Source organism: Rhodanobacter umsongensis (genome assembly GCF_042654965.1).
Lineage (GTDB): Bacteria > Pseudomonadota > Gammaproteobacteria > Xanthomonadales > Rhodanobacteraceae > Rhodanobacter > Rhodanobacter umsongensis.
In genome coordinates this window covers 49,371-75,305 of record NZ_JBHSMK010000009.1, presented here as the reverse complement: position 1 = coordinate 75,305, position 25,935 = coordinate 49,371, and the positions used below count along the sequence as shown (strand labels likewise).

General features: G+C 65.1%; 22 protein-coding genes, 1 tRNA gene and 1 riboswitch. Of the genes, 14 read left to right on the top strand and 9 right to left on the bottom strand.

The genetic code is table 11. The features are described 5' to 3' along the window. The first annotated feature begins 2 nt into the window (after positions 1–2). The 5 genes from ACFPME_RS13035 (at position 3) to ACFPME_RS13015 (ending at position 5,991) form a co-directional block, all read left to right on the top strand. Positions 3–1,049, top strand: coding sequence for a virulence RhuM family protein (locus ACFPME_RS13035; protein ID WP_377305988.1), 1,047 nt, complete (start codon positions 3–5; stop codon positions 1,047–1,049). 4 nt (positions 1,050–1,053) lie between these two features. Beyond that, entirely contained in the window at positions 1,054–3,393 is a 2,340-nt protein-coding gene (locus ACFPME_RS13030; protein WP_377305986.1) for a DNA methyltransferase, read from the top strand. A gap of 26 nt (positions 3,394–3,419) precedes the next feature. Beyond that, positions 3,420–4,160 carry a hypothetical protein gene (locus ACFPME_RS13025; RefSeq protein ID WP_377305984.1) on the top strand — a complete coding sequence of 247 codons (741 nt, stop codon included), beginning with the start codon at positions 3,420–3,422 and terminating at the stop codon, positions 4,158–4,160. Between the two features lie 41 nt (positions 4,161–4,201). Then, entirely contained in the window at positions 4,202–4,996 is a 795-nt protein-coding gene (locus ACFPME_RS13020; RefSeq protein ID WP_377305982.1) for a hypothetical protein, read from the top strand. Positions 4,997–5,505: 509 nt separating this feature from the next. After that, a complete protein-coding gene (locus tag ACFPME_RS13015) occupies positions 5,506–5,991 on the top strand; it encodes a hypothetical protein (protein ID WP_377305980.1) in 486 nt (161 codons plus the stop codon). 79 nt (positions 5,992–6,070) lie between these two features. On the opposite strand, the gene ACFPME_RS13010 is transcribed toward ACFPME_RS13015, so the two are convergent. Next, positions 6,071–6,277, bottom strand: a complete 207-nt coding sequence (locus tag ACFPME_RS13010) for a YegP family protein (protein WP_377305978.1) — start codon at positions 6,275–6,277, stop codon at positions 6,071–6,073. Positions 6,278–6,489: 212 nt separating this feature from the next. On the opposite strand from ACFPME_RS13010, the gene ACFPME_RS13005 reads away from it, so the two are divergent. Next, positions 6,490–6,762, top strand: coding sequence for a hypothetical protein (locus tag ACFPME_RS13005; protein ID WP_377305976.1), 273 nt, complete (start codon positions 6,490–6,492; stop codon positions 6,760–6,762). A 150-nt stretch (positions 6,763–6,912) separates the two neighbouring features. On the opposite strand, the gene ACFPME_RS13000 is transcribed toward ACFPME_RS13005, so the two are convergent. The 3 genes from ACFPME_RS13000 to ACFPME_RS12990 are packed head-to-tail and all read right to left on the bottom strand — an operon-like array spanning position 6,913 to position 8,781. Then, positions 6,913–7,116, bottom strand: a complete 204-nt coding sequence (locus ACFPME_RS13000) for a hypothetical protein (RefSeq protein ID WP_377305974.1) — start codon at positions 7,114–7,116, stop codon at positions 6,913–6,915. A gap of 41 nt (positions 7,117–7,157) precedes the next feature. Further along, entirely contained in the window at positions 7,158–7,787 is a 630-nt protein-coding gene (locus ACFPME_RS12995; protein WP_377305972.1) for a glutathione S-transferase family protein, read from the bottom strand. A 40-nt stretch (positions 7,788–7,827) separates the two neighbouring features. Beyond that, complete coding sequence (locus ACFPME_RS12990; RefSeq protein WP_377305970.1) at positions 7,828–8,781, bottom strand: threonine ammonia-lyase; 954 nt, start codon at positions 8,779–8,781, stop codon at positions 7,828–7,830. A 120-nt stretch (positions 8,782–8,901) separates the two neighbouring features. Here ACFPME_RS12990 and ACFPME_RS12985 point away from each other — a divergent pair, with 120 nt between their 5' ends. Then, positions 8,902–9,381: an Lrp/AsnC family transcriptional regulator gene (locus ACFPME_RS12985; protein WP_377305968.1), complete on the top strand. Its 480-nt coding sequence runs from the start codon at positions 8,902–8,904 to the stop codon at positions 9,379–9,381. Positions 9,382–9,489: 108 nt separating this feature from the next. Here ACFPME_RS12985 and ACFPME_RS12980 read toward each other — a convergent pair whose 3' ends face one another. Next, complete coding sequence (locus ACFPME_RS12980; protein WP_377305966.1) at positions 9,490–9,837, bottom strand: hypothetical protein; 348 nt, start codon at positions 9,835–9,837, stop codon at positions 9,490–9,492. 332 nt (positions 9,838–10,169) lie between these two features. After that, positions 10,170–12,179, bottom strand: coding sequence for a catalase (locus ACFPME_RS12975; protein WP_377306777.1), 2,010 nt, complete (start codon positions 12,177–12,179; stop codon positions 10,170–10,172). Between the two features lie 311 nt (positions 12,180–12,490). Between ACFPME_RS12975 and ACFPME_RS12970 the strand changes: the two genes are divergently transcribed. The 3 genes from ACFPME_RS12970 to ACFPME_RS12960 all read left to right on the top strand — a co-directional run bounded on the left by ACFPME_RS12970 (position 12,491) and on the right by ACFPME_RS12960 (position 16,998). Next, positions 12,491–12,925 (top strand): hypothetical protein, encoded by a 435-nt coding sequence (locus ACFPME_RS12970; protein WP_377305964.1) that lies wholly within the window; start codon positions 12,491–12,493, stop codon positions 12,923–12,925. Positions 12,926–13,238: 313 nt separating this feature from the next. Continuing rightward, the gene (locus ACFPME_RS12965; protein WP_377305962.1) at positions 13,239–15,890 is read left to right on the top strand and encodes a M1 family metallopeptidase; all 2,652 of its coding nucleotides are present in this window, start codon (positions 13,239–13,241) and stop codon (positions 15,888–15,890) included. Positions 15,891–16,056: 166 nt separating this feature from the next. Further along, on the top strand, positions 16,057–16,998 hold the full coding sequence (locus ACFPME_RS12960) for a GGDEF domain-containing protein (protein WP_377305960.1): 942 nt from the start codon (positions 16,057–16,059) through the stop codon (positions 16,996–16,998). A 315-nt stretch (positions 16,999–17,313) separates the two neighbouring features. Here the strand turns inward: ACFPME_RS12960 and gcvP are convergent, their stop codons facing one another. Next, positions 17,314–20,184, bottom strand: a complete 2,871-nt coding sequence (gene gcvP, locus ACFPME_RS12955; RefSeq protein ID WP_377305958.1) for an aminomethyl-transferring glycine dehydrogenase — start codon at positions 20,182–20,184, stop codon at positions 17,314–17,316. Between the two features lie 39 nt (positions 20,185–20,223). After that, positions 20,224–20,332, bottom strand: a riboswitch (glycine riboswitch). 216 nt (positions 20,333–20,548) lie between these two features. Here gcvP and ACFPME_RS12950 point away from each other — a divergent pair. Beyond that, positions 20,549–20,956, top strand: a complete 408-nt coding sequence (locus ACFPME_RS12950) for a VOC family protein (protein ID WP_377305956.1) — start codon at positions 20,549–20,551, stop codon at positions 20,954–20,956. A gap of 84 nt (positions 20,957–21,040) precedes the next feature. Here the strand turns inward: ACFPME_RS12950 and ACFPME_RS12945 are convergent. Continuing rightward, positions 21,041–21,127: transfer RNA gene (locus ACFPME_RS12945), tRNA-Leu, on the bottom strand. A gap of 257 nt (positions 21,128–21,384) precedes the next feature. On the opposite strand from ACFPME_RS12945, the gene rnr reads away from it, so the two are divergent. The 3 genes from rnr to ACFPME_RS12930 are packed head-to-tail and all read left to right on the top strand — an operon-like array spanning position 21,385 to position 25,009. Beyond that, positions 21,385–23,982 carry a ribonuclease R gene (rnr, locus tag ACFPME_RS12940; protein ID WP_377305954.1) on the top strand — a complete coding sequence of 866 codons (2,598 nt, stop codon included), beginning with the start codon at positions 21,385–21,387 and terminating at the stop codon, positions 23,980–23,982. Then, entirely contained in the window at positions 23,979–24,725 is a 747-nt protein-coding gene (gene rlmB / locus ACFPME_RS12935) for a 23S rRNA (guanosine(2251)-2'-O)-methyltransferase RlmB (protein WP_377305952.1), read from the top strand. Before rnr ends, rlmB begins: the two co-directional genes overlap by 4 nt. After that, positions 24,722–25,009 (top strand): CBU_0592 family membrane protein, encoded by a 288-nt coding sequence (locus ACFPME_RS12930; protein ID WP_377305950.1) that lies wholly within the window; start codon positions 24,722–24,724, stop codon positions 25,007–25,009. The genes rlmB and ACFPME_RS12930 overlap by 4 nt, the downstream gene beginning before the upstream one ends. Before the next feature lie 67 nt (positions 25,010–25,076). Here the strand turns inward: ACFPME_RS12930 and phoU are convergent, their stop codons facing one another. Continuing rightward, on the bottom strand, positions 25,077–25,799 hold the full coding sequence (phoU, locus tag ACFPME_RS12925; RefSeq protein WP_377305948.1) for a phosphate signaling complex protein PhoU: 723 nt from the start codon (positions 25,797–25,799) through the stop codon (positions 25,077–25,079). Positions 25,800–25,935 lie beyond the last annotated feature (136 nt).

Here is a 25,935-nt window from a genome sequence, read left to right as displayed (position 1 = left end):
GCATGGACGAGAACCTTCCACTGCCCACCGGCGAGTTTCTGCTCTACCAGAGCGAAGACGGTCGCACCCGCATCGAATGTCGTTTCGAGGATCGCACGCTGTGGCTCAGTCAGGCGCAGCTCGCCGAGCTGTTCCAGGTCAGCGTGCCGACCGTCAACGAGCATCTCAAGGGCATCTATGCCGATGGCGAGTTGTCGCCTGAACGAACTCTTCGGAGTTTCCGAATGGTTCGCCGCGAGGGCAGCCGGCAGGTCACCCGCAACATCGACCACTACCAACTGGAAGCCATTCTGGCCGTTGGGTACCGGGTTCGCTCCGAGCGCGGAACCCAGTTCCGGCAATGGGCCACCGCGCGGCTGCACGAATACCTGCTCAAGGGCTTCGTCATGGACGACGAGCGGCTGAAGAATCCGCCCGGTCCGGGTGTGCCGGATTACTTCGACGAACTGCTCGAGCGCATTCGCCGCATCCGTGCCAGCGAAAAGCGCATGTACCTCAAGCTGCGCGACATCTTCGCGCTGGCGGCGGACTACCAACCGGACGCCGCGCAAACCCAGCAATTTTTCCAGATCATCCAGAACAAGCTGCACTGGGCGGCTACCGGCAAAACCGCCGCCGAGCTGATCGCCGCCCGCGCCGACCATGCGCAGCCGAACATGGGGCTGACCACCTGGAAGGGTGCCAAGGTGCGCAAGGCCGACGTTACCGTGGCCAAGAACTACCTGCACGAGAACGAGATCGCCGAACTCGACCGCATCGTGGTGATGTACCTGGACTATGCCGATGACCAGGCGCGCCGCCGCCGCATGCTGTACATGCGCGACTGGCGCGAGAAACTCGACGCCTTCCTGGCGTTCAACGAACGCGACATCCTCACCGATGCCGGGCGCGTATCCCGCGCCGTAGCCGACCGTCTGGCGCTGGATCATTACGACCAGTTCGAGACTCGCCGTCTCGCTGCCGAAGCCCAGGCCGACGAGGCGGCGTTCGAGAACGCCATCAAACAACTTCCGGCCAAGTCGCCGCGCAAACCGAAAAAGCAGAACTGAGCCCATGGCCAAGACCAACCCCGCCTACGATCTCACCGACGCCGAGAAGCGCGATCTCGTGCAGCTGATCCAGGCCGGCAAGCCGCTGCCGGAGAAGTACCGCTTCCTCCTGTTCGAGGACAAGCGCGAAGTGGAGCTGGTGTGGAACGGCAAGAACCGCGACGTATGCACTACCGTGCTGCCGTTCCAGACGCTGGAACACGTCGACGAACCACGCGCCGAAACGAAAGTGCAGCACGAGTTGTTCGACTCGCGCGGCCGCCAATCCAAAGGCTGGACCAACAAGCTGATCTGGGGCGACAACAAGCTGATCCTGTCGTCACTCAAGGCCGGTGCGTTGCGCCGGCAGATCGAGGATGCCGGCGGCCTCAAACTCATCTACATCGACCCGCCGTTCGACGTGGGCGCCGATTTCTCGATGGACATCGAGATCGGTGGCGAAACCTTTCACAAGGAGCCGAACCTGCTGGAGCAGATCGCCTATCGCGATACGTGGGGGCGCGGGGCGGATTCGTTTATCAGCATGATCTATGAGCGATTGATCCTGATGCGGGATTTGCTGGCGGAGGACGGGAGCATCTATGTGCATTGCGATTGGCGGGTGAATTCATTTATGAGATTAGCCTTGGACGAAATATTCGGGGCCGACCAATTCTTCAATCAACTGTGTTGGCGTAGAACAACAGCCCACGGAGATGCAAAGCAGGGCGCGCGCCGCTTCGACATCGTTGACGATACGGTTTTGTGCTACGGGAGAAACCGCGATCAGCGTATATGGAACACTCAATATGTTCCGTTCTCAGATGATCAAATTGAACAGCAGTACAACAAGGTCGAAGGTGACGGCAGGCGATACCGTCTTGTAACGCCTACAGCGGCCAAGCCGGGAGGAGATACGCTCTACGACTGGAAAGGAGTTAAGCCACCACAAGGGCGTTACTGGGCCTACTCGCGAGAAAAAATGGCGGAGTTCGATGCGTCCAGAAAGCTCTACTACTCAAGCTCTGGACAGCCATACATTAAGTACTATCTCGACGAGCGTCCCGGCGTAGCAGCATCCACGATCTGGTTTGACATGCTGCTCGCACCGACCGCGAAAGAGCGCGTCGACTATCCGACTCAGAAGCCCGAGAAGTTGCTGGAGCGCATCATCAGAGCAAGCAGCAACGAAGGCGATCTGGTAGCCGACTTCTTCGTTGGCTCCGGCACCGCCGCCGCTGTCGCCGAAAAGCTGGGCCGCAAATGGATCGCCACCGACCTCGGCAAGTTCGCCATTCACACCACGCGTAAACGCCTGATCGGCGTGCAGCGCGAGTTGAAGACGGCCGACAAGGACTTTCGCGCCTTCGAAGTGCTGAACCTGGGCCGCTACGAGCGGCAGGCCTATCTCAATGTCGGTGGTCGCCTCAGCGGCGCGCAGAAGGAACAGGCGCTGGCCGAGAAGGAACGCGAGTTTCGCGAGCTGATCCTGCGCGCGTACAAGGCCGAGGCATTCGCCAGTGACGCGTTCTTCGACGGCAAGCAGGGCGGGCGGCTGGTGGTGGTCGGCCCGATCAACCTGCCGGTAGGTCGCCTGTTTGTCGAAGAGGTGATCATGGAAACGCGCAAGCGCGGTGCCACCCGCGTCGACGTGCTGGCGTTCGAGTTCGAGATGGGCCTGTTTCCGGCGGTGCTGGAAGAGGCGAAAGCCAAGGGCATCGACCTCACGCCCAAGTACATCCCCGCCGACGTGTTCGACAAGCGTGCGGTGGATCGCGGCCAGGTGGTGTTCCACGACATCAGCTTCGTCGAAGCCACCCCGCGCTACGCCAAGGGCAAGACCGCCCGTGACAAGCTCACCGTGAAGATCGAACTGACCGACTTCTCCGTCTACTACAGCCAGGGCGCCGCCGAGGCAGCGATCGCTGCGCTCAAGGAAGGCAAGAGTGACGTCATCTGCGATCAGGGCCAGCTGGTCAAGGTCAGCAAGAGCAAGGAGGGCGTCGTTACGCGCGAGGTGCTCACCAAGACCTGGACGGACTGGGTCGACTACTGGGCTGTGGATTTCGACTACCAGTCGCGCAAGGAAATCATCAAGGTGCCAGTAGGTGCCGACAGTGGCGGCGTGTTGCCCGGGTCCGAGCTGCCGCAAGACGAAATACCGCTCGACTTCGAGGAGCGCTGGACCGGCGGCTATATCTTCGAGAACGAATGGCAAAGCTTCCGCACCCGCAAGAACCGCGACCTCGACCTCACCACCGCCGACCACACTTACGAACGCGCCGGCCGCTACACCGTCGCCGTGAAAGTCGTCGACATCTTCGGCAACGACACCATGACCTTGGTGCCGGTCAACGTGGGGTAGTTTCAATTGAGCACTGGGGGAATATTTTGAGCACGATTCGTAAACGCGTAGCAGATGTTCTTACTGAAGCCATCCAGCACAGTCCCAGCGGATTGCGCTGGGCGGAACTTCACCGTACTGCTGAACGAGCGTTGCCGGGGGAGAATCAAAACTCCATCCATGGGTCGATCCATTACTTCGCAAGCCATCTTCCAGCTGAGATCAGCAAGCCGGAACGAGGCTTGTACGTGTACGGGGCTGAAGCAACGACGTCGCCAGATTTATCCAGCGTTCCCGCCGTGTCGTTAAGCAGACTCAAAGAGGAAGACTTCTATCAGTCTTTTGCGGATTGGCTGAAGGATGAAGTGGAGGAAGCGACGGTTGCGATTCCCCTTGGGGGAAATTCCTTCGGTACGAAATGGGGTACACCTGACGTTATAGCGTTGTTCCAGCCCCGACGCACCGATCCGATCAAGTTCCCCGAAGAAGTTATTGCCGCCGAAATCAAAACGGATACCAGTCAACTCATCGTTGCTTTTGGACAAGCATGTGCCTACAAACTTTTCGCACATCGTGTCTATCTGGTGATTCCGCGCACGGCCCCCAAAGCTGACCTTCAGCGGCTGGACGCTTTGGCTGGTGTCGTTGGCATCGGTTTGGTGAAGTTCAATCCTGACGATGCAGCGAATCCCGAGTTCGTCGTGATGGCACGAGCTGCCAAGCATGAGCCCGACTATTTCTACACAAATCAGGCGATCACCAAATGCACTGAAGCATTAGGACTCTGATCCAGATTCAGCGAAGGTCTGAACTAAGACGATGGATGGCGATGGGCGATATTTTTCAAATCAAGCCGAGCTTTTATGGGGTAGGTATCGACCTGATCGCTTTGTGGAAGCGGATTCGGCGACAGCCACCCAGCGGCGTCGAAAAAGTTGCGCTTCGGTTTATCGAGCTGTTCGAGCAGCACGGCTTGGTCGCCACCCAGATCCCGAGGCTTCTTCCTGGCATTGAGCTGGCGCAGCTGTCCTCACCTGCGAGTTTGCTGCCGGCACTCACCAATGATGTATTGAACGCCGCATGCGCGTTGTTCGGTGTTCGCAGGGAGTGGCTTGAGGGTGTCAGCGAGCAAATCTATGAGCATCGGTATTGCTACAAAAGCCCGGCGCGATTTTTCGATGAGCTGGCTTCCATTGAAAGGCGAGCAATGGTCGCGCCGGTACGTGCGCTGACTACCGAGAAGCAACTCGACCTTCACGCTCCAACCAGTCAGCGGATAGAACTTGTCATGGTTGAGATCGCGGGATGGCTGGGTGACGAAGCGATCGAGAGCTATCGCCCGTTCTCTGACGGATGGGAATGGGGCTATCCACCGTGCAGGTTGCAGTTGAAGGCGATGATCCGGGAGTACGGGTCTCCTGTGCCGCTTTTCCAAGTCACGCAACGTGAAATGGATCTGATCTACTCGGGAGGCATCGTTCCAAAGAGCTTGATGCGCGGAGCGCTTTGTACCGATCCGTCCTTGGATGACTACTGCATTTCCTTTGAACGGAATAGGCAGGCTCGTGAAATAGATGAACTCGAAGAAGTCATTTCGCTTCAACGGCAATGGTTCCCGCGTTGAGCTACAACCGCTGACCAAGACCAGCCGGTGCGACTGCCGCTACGCAAAAAGAGCCACGCATGGCTCCCCCGAGTCTCACTCGCCACTCCCAAAGAGCCAAGTACCACTCTTTTAGTGCTGCGCATGGGACCAAAATACCCACGCTTGGCACTCGGGCGAGCCACCCTTGGCTCTTTTTCATCGGAAGGCGGCGCTTTTTCACTGGCGTTTGGGACTCAACAGCCCCAAGCGTGACTCTCTGCCATCGGCGCCTGGGTCTTCTCCGGCCAAGCGTGGGTCTTTTGGATCGGCGTCTGACTCTTTTAGGGTGGAACGACCCTCTCCAGCATCCCGATCAGGTACGGCCGCGCCGACCACCAGCATTCACGCGCCCGCAAACACGCCCCCCGCCTACGCAGCAGCGCTTTTTCGACCTACACGTGAGGCGTGGGCGAGGGATGGCGGGCACGTTACGCTGCGCCGCCGACCAAGCGGACCGGCTTTCCTGACATCACATCTAAGGAGTGGACATGAGCCAGAACCTGGTCGACATCGACCTCAACCCCGACGTGCTTGCCACCATCGACAACGCCCTCACCGCGCTGGAGACGGGCCTGGCTTCGTTGATCGCGCTGACGCCGGACCAGCGGCACGAGCTGACCAAGATGGGCGACAAGTCCGAGGCGTTCTGCCGGCAGGCTGGCCATGTCTTCGGCGACAACCCGGGTGTGTTGCCGCGCAATTTCGACCTGGCCGGTTACCAGCGCGACCTGGCCACGCTGGATGCGTTGCGCCCGCGGCTGGTGCGCATGGGCAAGCTGCATCAGCGCGGCGTGGATACCGAAATGGCGATCGGCAGCGACCTGATGACCAACGCGCTGGAGGGCTATGCGGTGTTCAAGGTTGCCGGCAAGGGGCAGGGACTGGACGACGCGCGCAAGGCGCTGGCCGCCCGTTTCGCTCGCGGGCCGCGCACGCCCACGCCGCCGAGCGATCCCGCGCCGACCGGCCAGTGACGGCCTGAGCGCAGGTTTCACCTGTCGCGAAACGGAGAGGCCCCGCTTGCGGGGCCTCTTTCGTTCATCACCGCGAACCTCATTCCATAACGGGTGTGAGCGCGCCGACGGATTTGACCAGATCGATAGCCGACTGGCAGTCGCCCTTGTTGACGTAACCCTCGCCCGAATCGGCCATCTTGCGGCCGTTCGCTGCGAAAAGAGTCCAGCGCCAATAGCCTGCAGTGTCCTTGTAGAGCTTGAAATACATGTCGCTCGCCTTGCAGATAACGCCGTATTGGCGCATGGGCAGTTCACCCTCTGCCTGTCTCACATTCAGCGACGCGCCCGGATGTGCGCCTGCGCTGATCGGCTGTCATCACGATGCGCCACTTGCCAGACGTTGACTCCCACTTCGCATCTTCAGCGTTACGGTCGGCGCGACGACGTTTCGCTGGCAGCCAGCACCGTTACGAATGATCGAATGACCGTCTCGTATTTCGCCAAGAGGAACCCCCCATGTCCGACGAACACGCCAAGACACCTGCCGATCACGTCGGCGATACGGTGGCGCAGCTCAAGGAGATGCGGCACTACTCGAAGAACAACGTGGAAACGCTGACGGCGGCCTGGCTGTTGTTCGACGGCGAGCTGTCGAAGCTGAAGCAGACGGAGAAGATCGCCGACCTGATGGATCGGCAGGGGCAGCTGCACGAGGCACTGGAAAACGCGATCGCCGATCTGGAAGAGCTGCTGGAGAAGATCAAGCCCGAGCCGCAGGCCGAGGCATAGCGGAGACGCGATGCAGGGCTGGCATCGCCAGCGCGACAGAACGGGCCCCGGCATCGGGGCCTATTTGCGTGCGGTCGGTCAGTGATGCTGACGATGGATGGCGCGCTTGTTGCGACTTTTGCGCGCGGTTGATGCCTTGGGTTTCGGTCTTCATTGCGTGCGCAACATGCCATCGCCGATGCCGAGACAGAGGCGGCGGGTGAGTCGTTGCAGCAGGGGCATCGGGGCGGCGGCGGGGCAGCTGGTGGGCGGGTCCGGCTCGGTCGGCGGTGCCGGGGAGAGCAGGCGTCGGGCGAGTCGGGGATCGGTGATGTGGCCGTGCAGGATCAGCAGATCGGTCCAGAGGGAACTCATGGGTGTATCCGGTCGATGGGGGCGGAAGCGTAGGGGTGCGTTCAGTCGCAGGTGTCGCCGGCCAGCGTGGTGGCCTGCATCGACGGACGCTGGCTGAAGCGCGCGTACCAGGCGGACAGGCGCGGGCGGCCGTCGGCGAACGGATAGACGTCGCGGAAGGCGATCCAGCTGAGCGCGGTGGCCAGGGCGATGTCGCCCACGTCGGGCAGGGTTTCCGTGGGCGGTGCGTCGCCGATCTCCCGCTCGAGGAAGTCGCAGGCGGCGGCGATCTTGTCCAGCTGGCCTTGCAGCATCGGTGGCCAGCGCGATGCCACGGGCCGCCGCTCGGCTTCCCAGCGCGCGGCGATGCCGGCATCGGCCATGCCCTGCGCCAGCGCCTGCCTGCTGAGGGCATGGAAGTGCGCGGCGGGCTCGTGCGGGATCAGCTTTGCGCCCGCATGCAGGCCGTCGAGGTATTCGCAGATCACGTTGGAGTCGAACAGCGCCGGGCCGTCGTCGACGATCAGCACCGGCACCTTGCCGAGCGGGTTGAGCGCGAACACCTCATCGTTGCGGCGGGTGGGGCTGGTCTCGTGGTGGATCACCTCGATGCGGTGCTGCAGGCCGAGCTCGTAGGCGGCGACGAGCACCTTGCGCGCGTAGGGCGAGTGCGTCTGGTACAGAAGTTTCATCGTGATGCGAGTTTCTGGGAGAGGGAAGGTGGACTGGCGCTCATGCCGCCATCAGCCGTTCGCGCATGGCCGGCGACAGGTTGCCGCCGCAGAGGATCGTCGCCACGCGGCGGCCGGCAAAACGCTCCGGGTCGTCGAGCATGGCCGCCACACCGACGGCGCCGGAGGGTTCCACCGCGACGCCGAGGTGGTGATGGATGAGGCGCATCGCCTCGAAGATCCGCGCGTCGGATACGGCGACGGCGTCGTCGCAGCACGCGCGCAGATGCGCCAGCGTGGCGGCGATCGGCACGCGCACGGCGATGCCGTCGGCGATGGTGTCGGCGTGGTCGGTCCCGATGACCCGGCCGGCGTCGATCGACAGCTTCATCGCCGGCGCGCCGGCGGCCACCACCGCGATGATCTCCGCATGCGGTGCGACGTGCCGGATCGCGGTGCCCACGCCGGCCAGCAGCGCTCCGTTGCCCAGTTGCACCACGATGACGTCGAACGCCGCCGACCCGGCGAGCTCCAGCGCGAGCGTGCCGGCGCCTTCGGCGAGCTCGGCTTCGAGCCCGTCCTCGACGAAACGCAGGCCGCTGGCTGCGGCATGGCAGCGCGCGGCGTCCTTGGCGGCGTCGAAATCGCTGCCGGCCAGCCGCACCTCCGCGCCGAGTTTCCGCATCGCGGCGACCTTTACCGGGTTGGCGGTTTCCGCGGCGAACACGGTGCAGGCATGGCCGCGCCGGATCGCCGCGCGGGCCAGGCCCTGGCCGAAATTGCCGGCGGACGCGCAGACCACGGATTCCCCCGGCTGCAGCGCCAGCGCGGCGAACAACTCGGTGCCGCGGCCCTTGAACGAGCCGATCGGGTTGGCGGTTTCGTCCTTGGCGATCAGCTGGCAGCGCAGCGCCGCGTCAAGGGCGTTGCTGGTGAGCGCCGGCGAATCCAGGAACACCGGATCGATGTGGCGCGATGCGGCAAGGATCCGGTCGAGGCGGGTCAGTGTGGGCATGGACGAGGTTTCGCGATGCGTGGAAGGCGACGACCTATGCTAGGTTTCCGCGGCGCGGCGAAGTGGCGTTGTTGGCCGGCAAAACAGGTTTTCTCCCCGTCCACGAGGTCTTTGCGCCCGATGCCTGCGGAACTCGACAAATTCGATCGCCGGATTCTCGCGATCGTGCAGCGCGACGCGCGGCGCTCCGCCGAGATGATCGGCACGGACGTCGGCTTGTCGGCGTCGGCCGTGCAGCGGCGCCTGGCGCGGCTGCGCGAGGACGGCGTGATCGTGGCGGAAGTGGCGCTGATCGAGCCGCGCAGCGTGGACCAGCGGCTTACCGTGATCGCCGACCTCGAGGTCGAGCGCGAGCGGCCCGAGTTGCTGGCCAGCCTGCGGCAGTGGATCGCTGCCGAGCCGGCGATCCAGCAGGCGTGGTACGTGACCGGCGACAGCGACTACGTGCTGGTGGTGACGGCGCGCGACGTCGGCGACTACGACGCGCTGATGCAGCGGCTGGTGAGCGCCAACGCCAACGTGAAACGCTTCCGCACGCGCGTGGCGCTGGACACGCTCAAGCGCAGCCTGGCCGTGCCGGTGGACGCGACGCCCGGCTGAGGGCCGCGCCAGGCTGCGGCGGGCGCGGAGGCAACAGTCAACGGCGAGATGCCGTCATGGCCTCGACAAAAGGCCCCGCCAAACGGGGCCTTTTGTCTGCGCAACCGATCAGTGGCGCTGCCGATGGATGGCGCGGCTGTTGCGGTTCTCGGCACGGTTGAGGCGACGGGTTTCGGCCTTGGTCAGGTGGCCGTTGTGCTTCGCCTCGTCGGCGCTTTCGCGCTGTGCGATGTTGGCGTCGCGCCTTTCGTCGCGGGCGGCCTGCTTGCCGGTGATGCTGCCGTTGGCAACGCCTTTCGCGATGCGGGCCTGCTGGTTGTCGATGCGCCGGCTGACCTCGTTGACGCGGGGGTGGCCCGGGACGGTAGCAGCGGAGGCCATTGCGCCGGCGCTGGCGAACGCGGTGCAGGCGAACAGGCTGAGCAGGCCGCGGTGAAACATCGAAGCATGATTCATGACGGTGTCCTTCAGGGTGGGATGCCGGCGTTTGTCGTGGTGCCATGCCGTGCCGGTCGAGCGGCGGCATGCCGGACAGAGAACGCAGCGGGTGGCGACGCGTTGACGGAACGCCTGGCGGTTGCAGCGGGCGTGGCAGGGCCCAGTTCGGGCACGTCACCGAGGTGGGCATGCCTGGCCATGTCGATGGGCGGCGAAAGGCGAAGTCGCGACAATCCCAGATCGAGCGGCGAGTGCTTTACGCAAATGACCTCGAAACGTGGGTCGGATGGACGGCACCGGGCATGCGGCACCGCACTCCTTGTGCGGGCATGCCCGGCGAATGCCAACTGCTACGCCAGCGTGCGCAACTTCGCCTCGCGCGCCCACTGCCGCGTCTTGGCCGCCTTGATGAAGCCGGCGCTGTCGCTGGCATCGACCACCCCGGCATCCCTCCGGATGCCGCCGGCTTTCAGCACGGCCTGTGCGCCGGCATCGGCGGCGATGGCCTTGAGATGGCCAAACGCATCGCGCACGAAATCCACCGCGGCGGCTTCCTTCGCCAGCAGTTTGCCGGCCTCGTCGGACAGCACCAGCGCCACGGCGTCGAACACCACCGATGGCGTGCCGGCGAGCTGGCCGTCGGCGGGTTGCTGCCTGCCGTCGCTCAGTCTTGCGCCGCCGACTTTCAGGCACACGAGCTTGACGCTGGCGCCGGCGGACTCGGCCGCCCGGCGCAGCGCCTTGATCGCGGCGGCGTCGGAGCCGTCGTGGATCAGGATGCCGACCGCGCGGCCTTTCAGCGTGTCCTTCATCTTGCCGATGATCTGCAGCGGCGGCGACGGTGGCTGGTCCTTCGCGGGCACCGCCTTGGGCTGGGCCGGCGGCAAGCCGGGTAGGGCCAGGCCGTCGGCGACACGGCGGGCGAGGTCCTCATCGACATTGCGCAGGTGGCCGACCATCGCCTCGCGCACGCGCAGCGTCTCGACCTTGGACAGCTCGAACACCAGCGCGGAGGCGATGTGCGCCTGCTCGAACCCGGTCTGGCTGCGATAGAACTGGCGCGCCTGGCTGTAGTGGTCGGCAAAGCTCTCGGCGCGGATGCGGCCCTTGCTGCCGTCGTCGGCTGGCTCGGCGAAGCTGCGGAAGCCGCGCTCGCTGGCGCGCACCGAGGCGGGATCCAGCGAGCTGGGCTCGTAGTTGACGCGGCCCTTGGGCTGCGCCATCTGCATGTGGCCGTCGCGCTGATGGTTGGCGAACGGGCACTTCGGCGCGTTGATCGGCAGCTGGTGGAAGTTTGGCGAACCCAGCCGCGACAGCTGCGTGTCGAGGTAGGAGAACAGCCGGCCCTGCAGCAGCGGGTCATTGGAGAAGTCGATGCCCGGCACGATGTTGGCGGGGCAGTAGGCCACCTGTTCGGTCTCGGCGAAGAAGTTGTCCGGCCAGCGGTCCAGCACCATGCGGCCGATCACGGTCAGCGGCACCAGTTCCTCCGGAATGATCTTGGTGGCGTCGAGGTGGTCGAACGGGAAGCTGTCGGCCTGGGCCTGGGTGAACAGCTGCACGGCAAGCTCCCACTCCGGGAAGTTGCCTGCCTGGATCGCCTCGAACAGGTCGCGGCGGTGGTAGTCGGGGTCGGCGCCAGCCACCTTCACCGCCTCATCCCACACGTGCGACTGCAAGCCGAGCTTCGGCCGCCAGTGGAACTTCACGAAGGTGCTGTCGCCGCTCTCGTTGATCAGGCGGAAGCTGTGGATGCCGAAGCCCTCGATCATGCGCAGCGAGCGCGGGATCGCGCGGTCGCTCATGGCCCACAGGATCATGTGGATCGCCTCGGGCGTCAGCGAGATGAAATCCCAGAACGTGTCGTGCGCGCTGGCCGCCTGCGGGAAGCCGCGATCCGGCTCCATCTTCACTGCGTGCACCAGGTCGGGGAATTTCATCGCGTCCTGGATGAAGAACACCGGGATGTTGTTGCCGACCAGGTCCCAGTTGCCTTCCTTCGTATAGAACTTCACCGCGAAGCCGCGCACGTCGCGCGGCGTGTCGATCGATCCGGCGCCGCCGGCGACGGTGGAGATGCGGGTGAACAGCGGGGTCTTCTCGCCGACTTCGGTGAGGATCTTCGCGGTGGTGTATTTCTTCAGCGATTTGGTCAACTCGAAGTAGCCGTGCGCGGCCGATCCACGCGCATGCACGATGCGCTCGGGGATGCGCTCGTGGTCGAAGTGGGTGATCTTCTCGCGCAGCACGAAGTCTTCCAGCAAAGTCGGACCGCGCGGCGTGCTGCGCAGCGAGTTCTGGTTGTCCGAGACCGGGATGCCCTGGTTGGTGGTCAGCGACGGGTGGCTCCCGCCGGCCATCTGCTGCAGTTCGTCGCCATGGCCGCGGCGATCGCCGGCGGGCCGGTCGGCGGATGGTTTGGTGGATGGTTTGGTGGGCTGGGCGGACGGTGTCTTCGTAGCCATGGGGGACGCTCCTGCTGGGGATCGTTGGCGCGGCGCGCGGCGCCGCAGTCGAACGCCGATCCTGCGGCGGGGGCCGTCAACGCGCCGTCGTTCCGCGCCCGCTCCGGCGGCCGGGTCGCGCCGAGGCGCAACAACTTTTCGACGTCGCGGAAACCTGCCGGAGCCGACCATAGGGCCACCGTTCCCGCCGCCACAGGAGCACCGCCATGGCCCGCACCGACATGCCCAAGGGCAACAGCAAAAAAGCTTCCACGCCGGCCGCCGGCCGGTCGATTCCGCCTACGACGAAGCCGGCTGCAGGCGGGCGCGCCGCCCGCGCACCGCTCAAGGCCGACGATGCCATCCGCCAGGCCGTGCAGCCAGAAGGCGGCGTGGGTGGCCGCAGCGGCACCGGCCAGCGGCAGCCGCATCACGCTGTCGACGAGGCATCAGGCAAGCAGGCCACGCAGTCGCGGGCATCCGGCGAGACCGAGCTGCCCGAGCCGTCTGCCGGGCCGGGCTATCAAAGCGGTGGCCGGGGGCTGGACCGCGAGCAGCGCGTCGTGGAGCGCAAGCAGCGCGAGAGCGGGGTGGGCAAGACGATGGACCAGGGCCCCGGTCTCGACCCGCCGCCGGGCGCGCCGCTGCACCATCGCCGCTAAGCCGGACCGCGGCCGCAGGCCGGCCGTGAGGGCATGGACTTCGGGAAGGGCTCGGCGCAGCGGGGCTCTTTCCTCCAGGGGATGCGTTGCCGACGCCGGCGCAACACAGGCGTCCGGCGGGAACATGGCATGCCGCATGCAAAGCGGCGCGGCAGTGCCCCCGGCTCGGAGGCGCGCTGCACCATGACTTTCGGCGGTGTCCGCCACCGCGCCGCGCACGTCACTATCCAGGTGCTTCGAGGGGTACTTTCCGGCTTCGCGATGCCGCCGCCAGGCGGTGCGCGTGGCGTGTTCAATTTGCAAGGGAGATGTCATGCGCCGCAATCTTGTTTCCGCCATCGCGCTGGTCCTGGCCGGCGTGTCGATGGCCCCGCTCGCGGCCACTGCCAAGGCACCGTCGGTGCGCGAGGCCACCACCCAGCTGCCGCGTGGCGTAGTGCCGTTGCACTACGACGTGGCGGTGGTGCCGCACGCCGACAAGCTCGGTTTCGATGGCAAGGTCACGATCGCGCTGAACGTGCTCAAGCCCACCAGCAGCATCACGCTCAATGCGATCGACATGACGTTCTCCGAGGCCACGCTGACGCCGACCAAGCTGAAGATCATGGTGGGCAAGCCGAAGGTGTCGGTGGACGCCAAGGCGCAGACGGCCACCTTCACCTTCGATCACCCGGTGCCGGCCGGCGAATACCGCCTGGCCATGAGCTACACCGGCAAGATCGGCACCCAGGCCAACGGCCTGTTCGCGATCGACTACGACACCCAGGCGGGCAAGAAGCGCGCGCTGTACACGCAGTTCGAGAACTCCGACGCGCGCCGCTTCATTCCGTCGTGGGACGAACCGGCGTACAAGGCCACGTTCAACCTCGAAGCGACCGTGCCGAGCGCCGACATGGCGGTGAGCAACATGCCGGTCACGTCGAAGAAGGACCTGGGCAACGGCATGAGCCGCGTGACGTTCGGCCAGTCGCCGAAGATGTCGACCTACCTGCTGTTCTTCGGCGTGGGCGAGTTCGAGCGCGCCACCACCATGGCCGACGGCACCGAGATCGGCGTGATCACGCAGCTGGGCAAGAAGTCGCAGGCCGGTTTCACCCTGAAGTCGGCCAGCGACGTGCTGCGCGAGTACAACGATTATTTCGGCGTGCCATACCCGCTGCCGAAGCTGGACAACATCGCCTCGCCGGGCAGCAGCCAGTTCTTCTCCGCGATGGAGAACTGGGGCGCGATCTACACCTTCGAATACGCCTTGCTGCTGGATCCGAGCTTCTCGACCCAGTCGGACAAGCAGCAGGTGTTCAATACCGCCGCGCACGAAATGGCGCACCAGTGGTTCGGTGACCTGGTGACCATGCGCTGGTGGGACGACCTGTGGCTCAACGAGGGTTTTGCCTCGTGGATGGCCGCGCGCACCACCGAGAAGCTGCACCCGGAATGGCATACCCACCTCGATGCCGTCGGCACCCGCGAAGGCGCGATGTCGCGTGATGCCGTGGCCACCACCCACCCGGTGGTGCAGCATGTGGAGACGGTGGAGCAGGCCAGCCAGGCGTTCGACGCGATCACCTATGCCAAGGGCGAGGCGGTGATCAACATGCTGGAGGCCTACGTCGGCCCCGATGCCTGGCGCAACGGCGTGCGCAGCTACATCAAGGCCCACGCCTACGGCAACACCGTGTCGGACGACCTGTGGAAGGCGGTGCAGGGCGCGGCCGGCAAGCCGGTGACGCAGATCGCGCATGACTTCACGCTGCAGCCGGGCATCCCGCTGATCCGCGTGGCGTCGTCCGCGTGCAGCAACGGCAAGACCACGCTGACCCTGACCCAGGGCGAGTTCACCAAGGATCGCCCGGGCAAGACCCCGCTGAAATGGCACGTACCGGTGATCGCCAAGGCCGTCGGCGCCACCGCGGCCGCGCGCACGGTGGTGGACGGCAAGGCCACGCTGGATGTGTCTGGCTGCGGTCCGGTGCTGGTGAATGCGGGGCAAAGCGGGTACTACCGCACGCTGTACACGCCGGCCGAATTTGCGGCGATCAAGGCCGATTTCGTCAAGCTGGCGCCGATCGACCAGTTAGGCCTGATGGGCGACACCTGGGCGCTGGGCATGGCGGGCCTGCAGCCGGCATCCGGCTACCTCGACCTGGCCCAGGTGACCCCGGCCGACGCCGACCCGCAGATCTGGGGCGACATCGCCGGCGGCTTCTCGGGCCTTCACCAGTACTACCGCGGCGACAAGGCGCGGCAGGCACGCTTCGATGCCTTTGCGATCAAGCAGCTCAAGCCGGTGTTTGCCCGGGTGGGCTGGGAAGCGAAGGCGGACGAGGGCGATCCGACCACGATCCTGCGCACGCAGCTGATCAGCGTGCTGGCCGACCTTGGCGACAGCGACGTGATCAAGGAAGTGCAGCGTCGCTACGCGGCCCAGGCGACCGACCCGAAGGCCGTGCCGCCGGCCTTGCGCAAGACCATTCTCGAGGTGGTGGCACGCAAGGCGGACGCCGCGACCTGGGAAAAGCTGCATGCGATGGCCAAGGCCGAAACCACGCCGCTGATCAAGGATCGCCTGTACCTGTTGCTGTCGAGCGCCGAAGACGATGCACTGGCCCAGCGCGCACTGGACTTGGCGCTGACCGACGAGCCGGGCGCCACCAACAGCGCAGGCATGGTCCGGACTGCCGGTTATCAGCATCCTGACATGGCATGGGCGTTCGCCATGGCGCACCGTCCGCAGATCGACAAGCTGGTCGACTCCACTTCCAGCAGTCGCTACTACCCGGCGATCGGCGCCAGTTCGAACGACCCGGCGATGATCGGCAAGATCAAGGCCTATGCCGACGCGCATATCGCCAAGGGATCGCGCCGCGCGGCCGACACGGTGATCGCCAACATCAACTACCGCATGATGGTGCGCAAGGATCGCCTGCCGGCCATCGATGCCTGGCTGGCGAAGAACGGCGGCTGATCGGCAAAGCCGTCTGGATACGAAGAGAGGCCCCGCATAGCGGGGCTTCTTTTTTTTCACAACGGGCCGCTCGCGCTGCGGCCGGCCGACAGTGTACTTTCGGGCTTGGGCCGGCCGATCGATCGCCGCATCCCTGGTTGCCTTTCCATCCACCGAGCCTGCCGCGATGGTCGATAAATTGAACACCATGGAATTCGACAGTGCCGTCTACAAGACGCTGCTGGAATCGACCCGGGCGATCCCCTGGAAGATCGACTGGGCCAGCAAGCAGTTTGTCTATATCGGTCCCCAGATCGAGGCCTTGCTGGGCTGGGCGCCGTCCAGCTGGGTGACCGTGGGGGATTGGGCCAGCCGCATGCATCCCGAGGACCGCGAGTGGGTGATGAACTATTGCGTGGCGCAGTCGCTGGCAGGCGTGGACCACGAGGCCGACTATCGCGCGCTGACCAGCGACGATCGCTACGTATGGATTCGCGACGTGGTGCATGTGGTACGCAACGACGATGGCACGGTCGCTTCGCTGATCGGCTTCATGTTCGACATCAGCGAACGCAAGCAGACCGAGCAGCAACTCGTCAGCCTGCAGAAGGAGCTGGAGGAGCTTTCATTCCGCGACGGCCTCACCGGCGTTGCGAACCGCCGCCGCTTCGACGCGATCATCGAGCTGGAATGGAGCAACGCGCGGCGCAACCGCCAGCCGTTGTCGCTGATCATGCTGGATATCGACTATTTCAAGCAGTACAACGACCACTACGGCCATCTCGAGGGCGACGTGAGCCTCAAGCGCGTTGCCTGGGTGTTGAGTTCCGCCGCGACACGCGCACGCGACCTGCTGGCGCGCTTCGGTGGCGAGGAGTTCGTGCTGGTACTGCCGGAAACGGACGCCGCCGCTGCGCATTCACTGGCCGAACGGTGCCGCCGACTGGTCTGCGACGAGCACATTGCGCATGAACCCTCTCCGATTGGCCACATGCTGACGATCAGCCAGGGCGTCGGCACGGCAACCCCTGCCCACGATGACGAACTGCTTTCGTTCATCGACATGGTCGACAAGCGGTTGTATCGGGCCAAGCAGCGGGGCAGGGACTGCATCGTCAGCACAAGCTGATTCACGCCGCGGAGCGGGCCATCCGTGAGCAGGTGCCGCTCGACCGAGGCATCGTGCATGCTGCAGACGCGGCAGCTGGTGATCAAGCAGAGTCGTCGTCGCCGGGCGCCGCATCACGTTCACGCCGGAATGCCTTGTTGCGAATGTCGGTGATTGCCTCCACCGGCCCGTTCCGTGCCGAACCAGATCGCCGATCGACCGGCCCGGCGGAGGCGAAGCTGGCGATGCCGCTGGATGACCTGCGCGGATTCCAACGCGCTGCATGAAGAGGCCCCGCATGCGGGGCCTCTTCGGATCAACGGAACAGGCTGCGTGTCACGCCTCGACTTCATCCTTGTATGCATCCACCGGAATGCACGCGCACATGATGTTCTTGTCGCCGTAGATGTTGTCGACGCGTGCCACCGGCGACCAGTACTTCTGCAGCTTGAGGCTGGCCAGCGGGAACGCGGCCAGTTCGCGCGGATAGGCGTGGACCCACTCGCTGGCCGAGACCATGGTGGCGGTGTGCGGCGCGTTCTTCAGCGGGTTGTCCTCGCGGTCGAGCCTGCCGTCCTCGATCGCGCGGATCTCGTCGCGGATCTCGATCATCGCGTCGATGAAACGGTCGAGCTCGTGCAGCGATTCGCTCTCGGTCGGCTCGACCATCAGCGTGCCGGCAACCGGGAAGCTCAGCGTCGGCGCGTGGAAGCCGAAGTCGATCAGCCGCTTGGCCACGTCCTCGGCGCCGATGCCCGTGGCGTCCTTGAGCGGACGCAGGTCGAGGATGCACTCATGCGCGACCAGGCCATTGCGACCGGTGTAGAGGGTCGGATAGTGCGGCTCCAGGCGCTTGGCGACGTAGTTCGCGTTGAGCAAGGCCACCTGGGTGGCTTTGCGCAGGCCTTGCTGACCCATCATCGTGATGTACATCCAGCTGATCGGCAGGATGCTGGCGCTGCCGTAGTTGGCCGCACTGACCATGCCGACGGGGCTGTCCTCGCCCAGCTTGCCAGGCAGGAACGGCGCGAGGTGCGACTTCACCGCGCACGGCCCGACCCCCGGGCCGCCGCCGCCGTGCGGAATGCAGAAGGTCTTGTGCAGGTTCAGATGCGACACGTCCGAACCCCACTTGCCGGGCTTGGCCACGCCGACCAGCGCATTCATGTTGGCGCCATCGGTGTACACCTGGCCGCCGTGCTGGTGAACGATGTCGCAGATGGCGACGATGTCCTCCTCGAACACGCCATGGGTGGACGGGTAGGTGATCATCAGCGCGGCAAGGCGGTCGGAATATTTCTCGGCGGCGCGGCGGATGTCCTCGACGTCGACGTTGCCGTTGCCGTCGCATTTGGTCACCACCACGGTCATGCCGCACAGGTGCGCGGAAGCCGGGTTGGTGCCGTGGGCGGATTCGGGGATCAGGCAGATGTCGCGGTGACTCTCGTTGCGCGAGCGGTGATAGGCGCGGATCGCCAGCAGGCCGGCGTACTCGCCCTGCGCGCCGGAGTTCGGCTGCAGGCTGACCGCGTCGTAGCCGGTGCATTCCACCAGCATCGCCTCGAGACCGTCGATCAGTTCCTTGTAGCCGCGAGTCTGCGTGGCAGGCGCCAAGGGATGGATGTTGCCGAACTCGGGCCAGGTGATCGGGATCATCTCGGAGGTGGCGTTGAGCTTCATGGTGCAGCTGCCCAGCGGGATCATCGTGCGATCCATCGCCAGATCCTTGTCGGCCAGCGCGCGCATGTAGCGCAGCAGCTCGTGCTCGCTGTGATGCGTGTTGAACACCGGATGGGTGAGGAACTTGCTCTGGCGCAGGAGAGTGGCTGGCAGCGCATCGGCGGTGACCGCGTCCAGCTCGTCGATGTCGTCGATCTCGGCGCCGAACAGGGCAGCCAGTGCGACTACTTCGGCGCGGGTGGTGGTCTCGTCGAGGCTGATGCCGATGCAGGTGCCATGGATCTGGCGCAGGTTGATGCGCAGCGCCTCGGCGCGGGCATGCACGGCATCGGCGTCGACATCGCTGATGTGCAGCGTGTCGAAGAAGTCCGTGCCCACGGTGACGCCGGCCTGGCGCAACGCGCCGGCCAGGATCGCGCTGAAGCGATGCGTGCGCCGCGCGATGCGGGCGAGGCCTTCCGGCCCGTGGTAGACCGCATACATGCTCGCCATCACGGCCAGCAACACCTGTGCGGTACAGATGTTGGAAGTCGCCTTCTCGCGGCGGATATGCTGCTCGCGCGTCTGCAGCGTAAGGCGGTACGCGGGCTTGCCCTCGGCATCGATCGACACGCCGATCAGACGGCCGGGCATCGAGCGCTTGAACGCGTCGCGGCAGGCCATGAACGCCGCATGCGGTCCGCCGTTGCCGAACGGCACGCCGAAGCGCTGCGAGTTGCCGACCACGATGTCCGCGCCCCATTCGCCAGGCGCGGCGATCAGGGTCAGCGCGAGCAGGTCGGTGGCGACTGCGACCAGCGCGCCGCGCGCATGTGCGGCGTCGGCGAGGGCGCGGTAGTCCTTGATGGTGCCGTAGGTGTTCGGGTACTGCAGCAGCACGCCGAAGCTGTCGACCGTGCTGCCCTCGGCGTCATCGCCGACATGCAGTTCGAGGCCCAGCGCCTCGGCGCGGGTCCTGACCACTTCCAGCGTCTGCGGGTGCACGCCGTTCGACACGAAGAACACATTGGATTTCGACTTGCACGAACGCTTGGCCAGCGTCATCGCCTCGGCCGCGGCGGTGGCTTCGTCCAGCAGCGAGGCGTTGGCGATTTCCATGCCGGTGAGGTCGGCGCACAGCGTCTGGAAGTTGATCAGCGCCTCCATGCGGCCCTGCGAGATCTCCGCCTGATACGGCGTGTACGCCGTGTACCAGGCCGGGTTCTCCAGGATGTTGCGCGCGATGACGTTCGGCGTCAGGGTGCCGTAATAGCCTTGACCGATGAAGCTGCGAAACACCTCGTTCCTGTCCGCGATGGCGCGGATCTTGGCCAGCGCCTCGACTTCGGTGATCGCTTTCGGCAATGCGAGCGGAGAGGGCGACTTGATCTTGCCCGGAACGATCGCATCGGTCATTGCTTCCAGCGAATCGTGGCCGATGACGCGCAGCATCTGCGCGATCTCGGCATCGTTGGGGCCGATATGGCGCTCGATGAAGGCGTGGTGGTGCTCGAGCTCGCGCAGGGAGGGGGAGAAGTTCTGACTCATGACTTGGGCATCCGCAGACAACGTGCCGTGCCGCACGTGGGGCGCCCCTCTGTCCTTTTGCCTGAGAGTTTGGAAGCGAGACGATGACCTGCCGCTGCTTCGTGCCCCTTCGGCGCCGGATTCAACCGGTCTCTCCAGAGTGTTCGCATTTGGTGGTATGGGGGCCTGAGCGATTACGGGCGTTGCGTCTTCGGCAGCGGTTGCGCCCCGGGAAGGGTCGTCCGCTTCTCCCACCATGCGTTTACCAGGGCGATTATACAGGGCGGGCACAGCATGTTGTGTTGGCTGAAGGTGCAGGATGCCGCCGGGAACCGCCGATCGGCGCCTGCGTTATGCTTGAAGTTCCTGAACTGCTGGAACTCCCATGATCCGTATCGGTGAGATCGACCATGTGGTGCTGCGTGCGATCGACATGCGGACCATGCAGCGTTTCTATTGCGATGTGCTTGGCTGCCGCGAGGAGCGCCGGCAGGACGAGATCGGCCTGATGCAGCTGCGCGCCGGCGCGTCGCTGATCGACCTGGTCAGCATCGACGGCAAGCTTGGCCGCCACGGCGGCGCGGCGCCGGGCGGCGAAGGCCACAACATGGATCACCTGTGCCTGCGCGTGGAGGACTACGACGAAGCGGCGATCCTCGCGCATCTGCATGCGCACGACGTGCGCATCGGCGAGCTGGGCTCGCGCTACGGAGCGCGCGGCGAGGGTCCGTCGATCTATTTGTACGACCCGCAGGGCAACATGGTTGAACTGAAGGGCCCGGCAGTCAGATGAGGTGTGCAGGACGCGCGCCTTTCCGACTTTATAACAAACCCGGAAAAGACGAAGGCCGCCTTGAGGGCGGCCTTCGTTTACAATTGGTGCCCAGGAGAGGACTCGAACCTCCACGGAGTTGCCCCCGCTAGCACCTGAAGCTAGTGCGTCTACCAATTCCGCCACCTGGGCAGGTGTCACGTCGCTCGGTGAGCTGCGTGAGCCGCGTAATTTAGGCATCTGCCGGCGGCTTGTCAACACTTTTCACATCCATTCACTGCGACGTGGCATTCTCCGCGGCGCAAACATCACAAGGACATTGAGTGACCAGAAAAACGCCCCCCCATTCCGACCATTCCCAAGGCCCGCGCTCGCCGAAGAGCCCTGGCAAACGGGCGCCGCGCGCCGATGCCCCATCCGACAAGCGCACCAGGGCTGCCGCAGGCGCCGTGCGTGATCCGCATGCCGATCGCGAGGCGCAACGGTATGCGCGCCCGATCCCCAGCCGCGAGGCGATCCTGGCCCTGCTTGAAGAGCGCGCCGAACTGCTGACCGAGGCACGCATCGCCGAGGCGTTGGCGATTGACGACGAAGCCGATCTCGACGCGCTGCGCAAGCGCCTTGGCGCGATGGTCCGCGACGGCCAGCTGCTGCTGGGCCGGCGCGGCGGCTACGCGCCCACCCAGAAACTGGACCTGATCGCCGGCCGCGTGCTGGCCAACGCGGAGGGCTACGGCTTCCTGCGTCCGGACGAAGGTGGCGAGGACCTGTACCTCTCGCCGCAGCAGATGCGTGCCGTCATGCATGGCGATCGCGTGCTTGCCAGCGTGGTCGGCATCGACCGCCGCGGTCGCAAGCAGGGCGCGATCGCCGAAGTGCTGGAGCGCCGTTCGCCGCGGCTTGTCGGCCGGGTCGTGGTCGAGAATGGCGTCACCCTGGTGACGCCGGATGATCGGCGGCTGAGCCAGGACGTGGTGATCACGCCGGGCAAGGAGCAGGGCGCGCATTCGGGCCAGATCGTGGTGGTCGAGATCACCGCGCCGCCGACCATGCAGCGTGGGCCGATGGGTGAGATCCGGGCGGTGCTCGGTGAGCGGCTGCAGCCGTCGCTGGTGGTGGAGATGGCGATCGCCAGCCACGACTTGCCGCACGAGTGGCCACAGGAAGTGCTGCGTGATGCGGCGCAGGTGGAATCCGTGGTGACTGCGGCCGAGCGCGAAGGCCGCACCGATATCCGTCAACTGCCGCTGGTGACGATCGACGGTGCCGACGCGCGCGACTTCGATGACGCGGTGTATGCCGAACCGAAGCGCGGCGGTGGCTGGCGGCTGATCGTGGCGATTGCCGACGTCTCGCATTACGTGCAGGTCGGCAATGCGCTGGACCGCGAGGCCTACGAGCGCAGCACCTCGACCTACTTCCCCGGCTTCGTGGTGCCGATGTTGCCCGAGACGCTGTCCAATGGGATCTGCTCGCTGATGCCGAAGGTCGAGCGGATGTGCATGGTCTGCGACATGCTGATCGATGCCGAAGGCAACGTGACCAAGTCGAAATTCTATGACGCGGTGATGCTGTCCCATGCGCGGCTCACCTACGACAAGGTGTGGCAGGCAGTGGGCCTGAATGATGCCGATGTCCGACACGAAGTGGCCGACGTACTGCCGCAACTCGAGAACCTGCATGCGCTGTACAAGGCGATGGCGCAGCAGCGCAAGCGCCGCGGCGCGATAGACTTCGAGACGCCCGAAGTGAAGTTCCGCCTCGACCAGACCGGCGGCGTCGAGTCGATGGGCGCCACCGAGCGCAACGACGCGCACAAGCTGATCGAGGAATGCATGATCGCCGCCAACGTGCAGGCGGCCCTGTTCCTGGAGAAGAAGAAGATCCCGGGGCTGTTCCGTGCGCATGAGCCGCCGCCGTCGGAGAAGTACGAGGACCTGCAGCAGTTCCTGCGCGAATTCAAGCTGCGCATGCCGCCGCTGGAAGATGTCACGCCGGGCGACTTCTCCGAGGTTCTGCGCATGGTCAAGGACCGTCCCGAGCGCGAGCTGATCCAGAACGTGCTGCTGCGCTCGCAGAGCATGGCGGCGTACCAGCCGGACAACCGCGGCCACTTCGGTCTGTCGCTGCAGGCGTATGCGCACTTCACTTCGCCGATCCGCCGTTATCCCGACCTGCTGGTGCATCGTGCGATCCGCTTCGCGTTGACTGGCCGCAAACCGACGGATTACAGCTATAGCCTGGCAGAGATGGGGACGATGGCGATCCATTGTTCGCAGCGCGAGCGCCGCGCCGAGGAAGCCGAGCGCGATGTCGATGAGCGCTTCAAATGTGCGTGGATGGAGAAGCACATCGGCAGCGAGTTCGACGGCGTGGTCACCGGCGTCACCTCGTTCGGGTTGTTTGTGGAGCTGGACGAATCGAAGGTCTCCGGCCTGGTGCACATCAGCCAGCTTGCCAACGACTACTACCACTTCGATGCCACCCGCAAGCTGCTCAAGGGCGAACGTACCGGCGCGCAGTTCCGCCTCGGCGATCACGTGCGCATCCAGGTGCTGCGGGCGAGTCTGGAGGATCGCAAGATCGACTTCCGGCTGGTCTCGCCACGCACGCCGGCAACGCCACCCACGGGCGGTGCCAAACCGTACGACTATGCGGCCAGCGGAGAGCGTTACTCGCTGCCGAAGAAGGGAGTAGCCACCACCAAGGCACCTGGCATGTTTGGCCGCGCCGCCAAGGCCATCGGGCGTGCGTTTGGGCGCAAGGAAGCGGCAGCCGTCGTGCCGGACGAGGCTCCGCACAAGGCCTCGATGCCGGATAGGCCGCCACCGCGCGCGCAGGGTTCCACGCGCCGGCAATCCGGGGAGCAGCGTTCAGGACGCACGCAGAGCCCCGGCAAGGCAACCCGCCCGGCTGATTCCCGGCCGCGCAGGGATGATGCGGGCGGCAACAGGTCCGCCAGGCAGTCCGCGGCACCGCCCGCTGCGGCCGCCGCGAAGAAGAGCAGCCGGCGTCGATCCAAACCGAAACCGAAAGGCCAGTCATGAGCGAAAGTTGGATCGTCGGGATCAACCCGGTCGAAGGAGCGTTGAGCAACGATGCCGAGCGTGTGCGCGAGGTGCTGGTCGAGAATGGCCAGCGCAACGCACGCGTGCTCGACCTGGCCGAGCGGGCGAAGAAGCTGAAGATTCCGGTGCAGCATCGCCCGCGCGACGAGCTGGACAAGCTCGCCGGCGAAGCGCGTCACCAGGGCGTGGTGGCGCGTTTTGAAGCGGCTCCGGCCGCCCACGAAAGCGACCTGGCCGGCTTGCTCGAGCGCGATGGCGGCGACTCCCTGATTCTGGTGCTCGACGGCGTGACCGACCCGCACAACCTGGGCGCCTGCCTGCGCAGCGCGGCGGCTGCCAAGGCCACCGCGGTGATCGTGCCCAAGGATCATGCGGTCGGGCTGACTCCCGTGGTTCGCCGCGCCTCGGCTGGCGGCGCCGATCGGGTGCCGCTGATCGCGGTGACCAATCTGGCGCGCACGCTGCGCGAACTGAAGGACGCCGGCGTGTGGATCACCGGGCTGGCCGGCGATACCGATACCTCGGTCTACGGACTCGACTTCAAGGGGCCGGTGGCCATCGTGCTGGGCAGCGAAGGCGAGGGCATCCGCCGCCTTACCCGCGAGCTCTGCGATTTCGTGGCGAAGATCCCGATGCCGGGCACGATGGAAAGCCTCAATGTCTCGGTCGCCACCGGCGTGGTGCTGTTCGAGGCCCTGCGCCAGCGGAGTGCGAAAGGATGACCCCGTTGTTCTGGCACGACTGGGTCGGCTATGTCGGCGTAGTGCTGGTATTGCTGGCATTCCTGCTGCTGCAGGCACAAAAGCTGCACGGCAACGGCTTGACCTACCAGCTGATGAACATAGCGGGTGCGCTCGGCGTGATGCTGTCGCTGTTGTTCGGCAGCTTCAACCTGCCGGCGTTCGTGATGGAAGCAGCCTGGGCCGGCATCGGCATCTATGGCGTGCTGCACGGCATGCGCCTGCGCCGCGGGAAGCGCACCGTAGCCCCGCACACCGATCTGTAGAAGGCTGCCGGCGGGGAGGCATCGCGCGCCAGCGGGCTTCCACGACCTCGGCAGCTGCTGATAGGGCTCAGTCACCCAGCTTGGTCATCTCCGGGCTCGATGTGAGATCACCCTTGCTGCGCTGCTTGTTCAACGGTTCGCCCGTCACCTGGAACCACACGTTCTCGGCGATATTGGTGGCGTGATCGCCGATGCGCTCGATGTTCTTGGCCATGAACAGCAGATGCGTGCACGGCGTGATGTTGCGGGGATCTTCCATCATGTAGGTGAGCAACTGGCGGAAGTAGCCGGTGTACGCCTCGTCCAGCACCACGTCGTTCTTCCACACCTGGTAGGCGGCATCGGCATCGCGATCGCGATATGCGGCCAGCACGTCGCGAACCTCGCCGGCGGCCAGCTCGGCCAGGTGGCGCAGTCCGCCGACCGGGGCCACCGGCGCCACCATCGACAACGGAATCGAACGCTTGGCCACGTTGGCGGCGTAGTCGCCGATGCGCTCGATGTCGGAGGCGATGCGCAGCGCGGCATAGACATTGCGCAGATCGCCGGCCATCGGTGCACGCAGCGCCAGCAGCCGTACCACGTCGTGGCCGATCTCCTGCTCCAGCTGATCGATCGCGTCGTCGTTGCCGACCACGCGCTGGGCGGCGCGTTCATCGCGCCGTTCGAGCACATCGATCGATGCTTCCAGTTGCGCTACCGCCAGCTCGCCCATACGCACGATTTCGCCGGTGAGCCGGGTCAGCTCGCTGTCGTAGCTTTTGATGATGTGGTCTGTGCCGGTGTTCATGGGGTACCTCGTGGGGTGGAGCGGGAACGGGAAGCGGGGAACGTCAGGTTTATGGCAGGCGGCAGCGAGAACGGGAGGCTGAATCGGAAGCGGGGACGTCATGCCCCCGACAAACCACACGTTCCCCGTTCCTTAT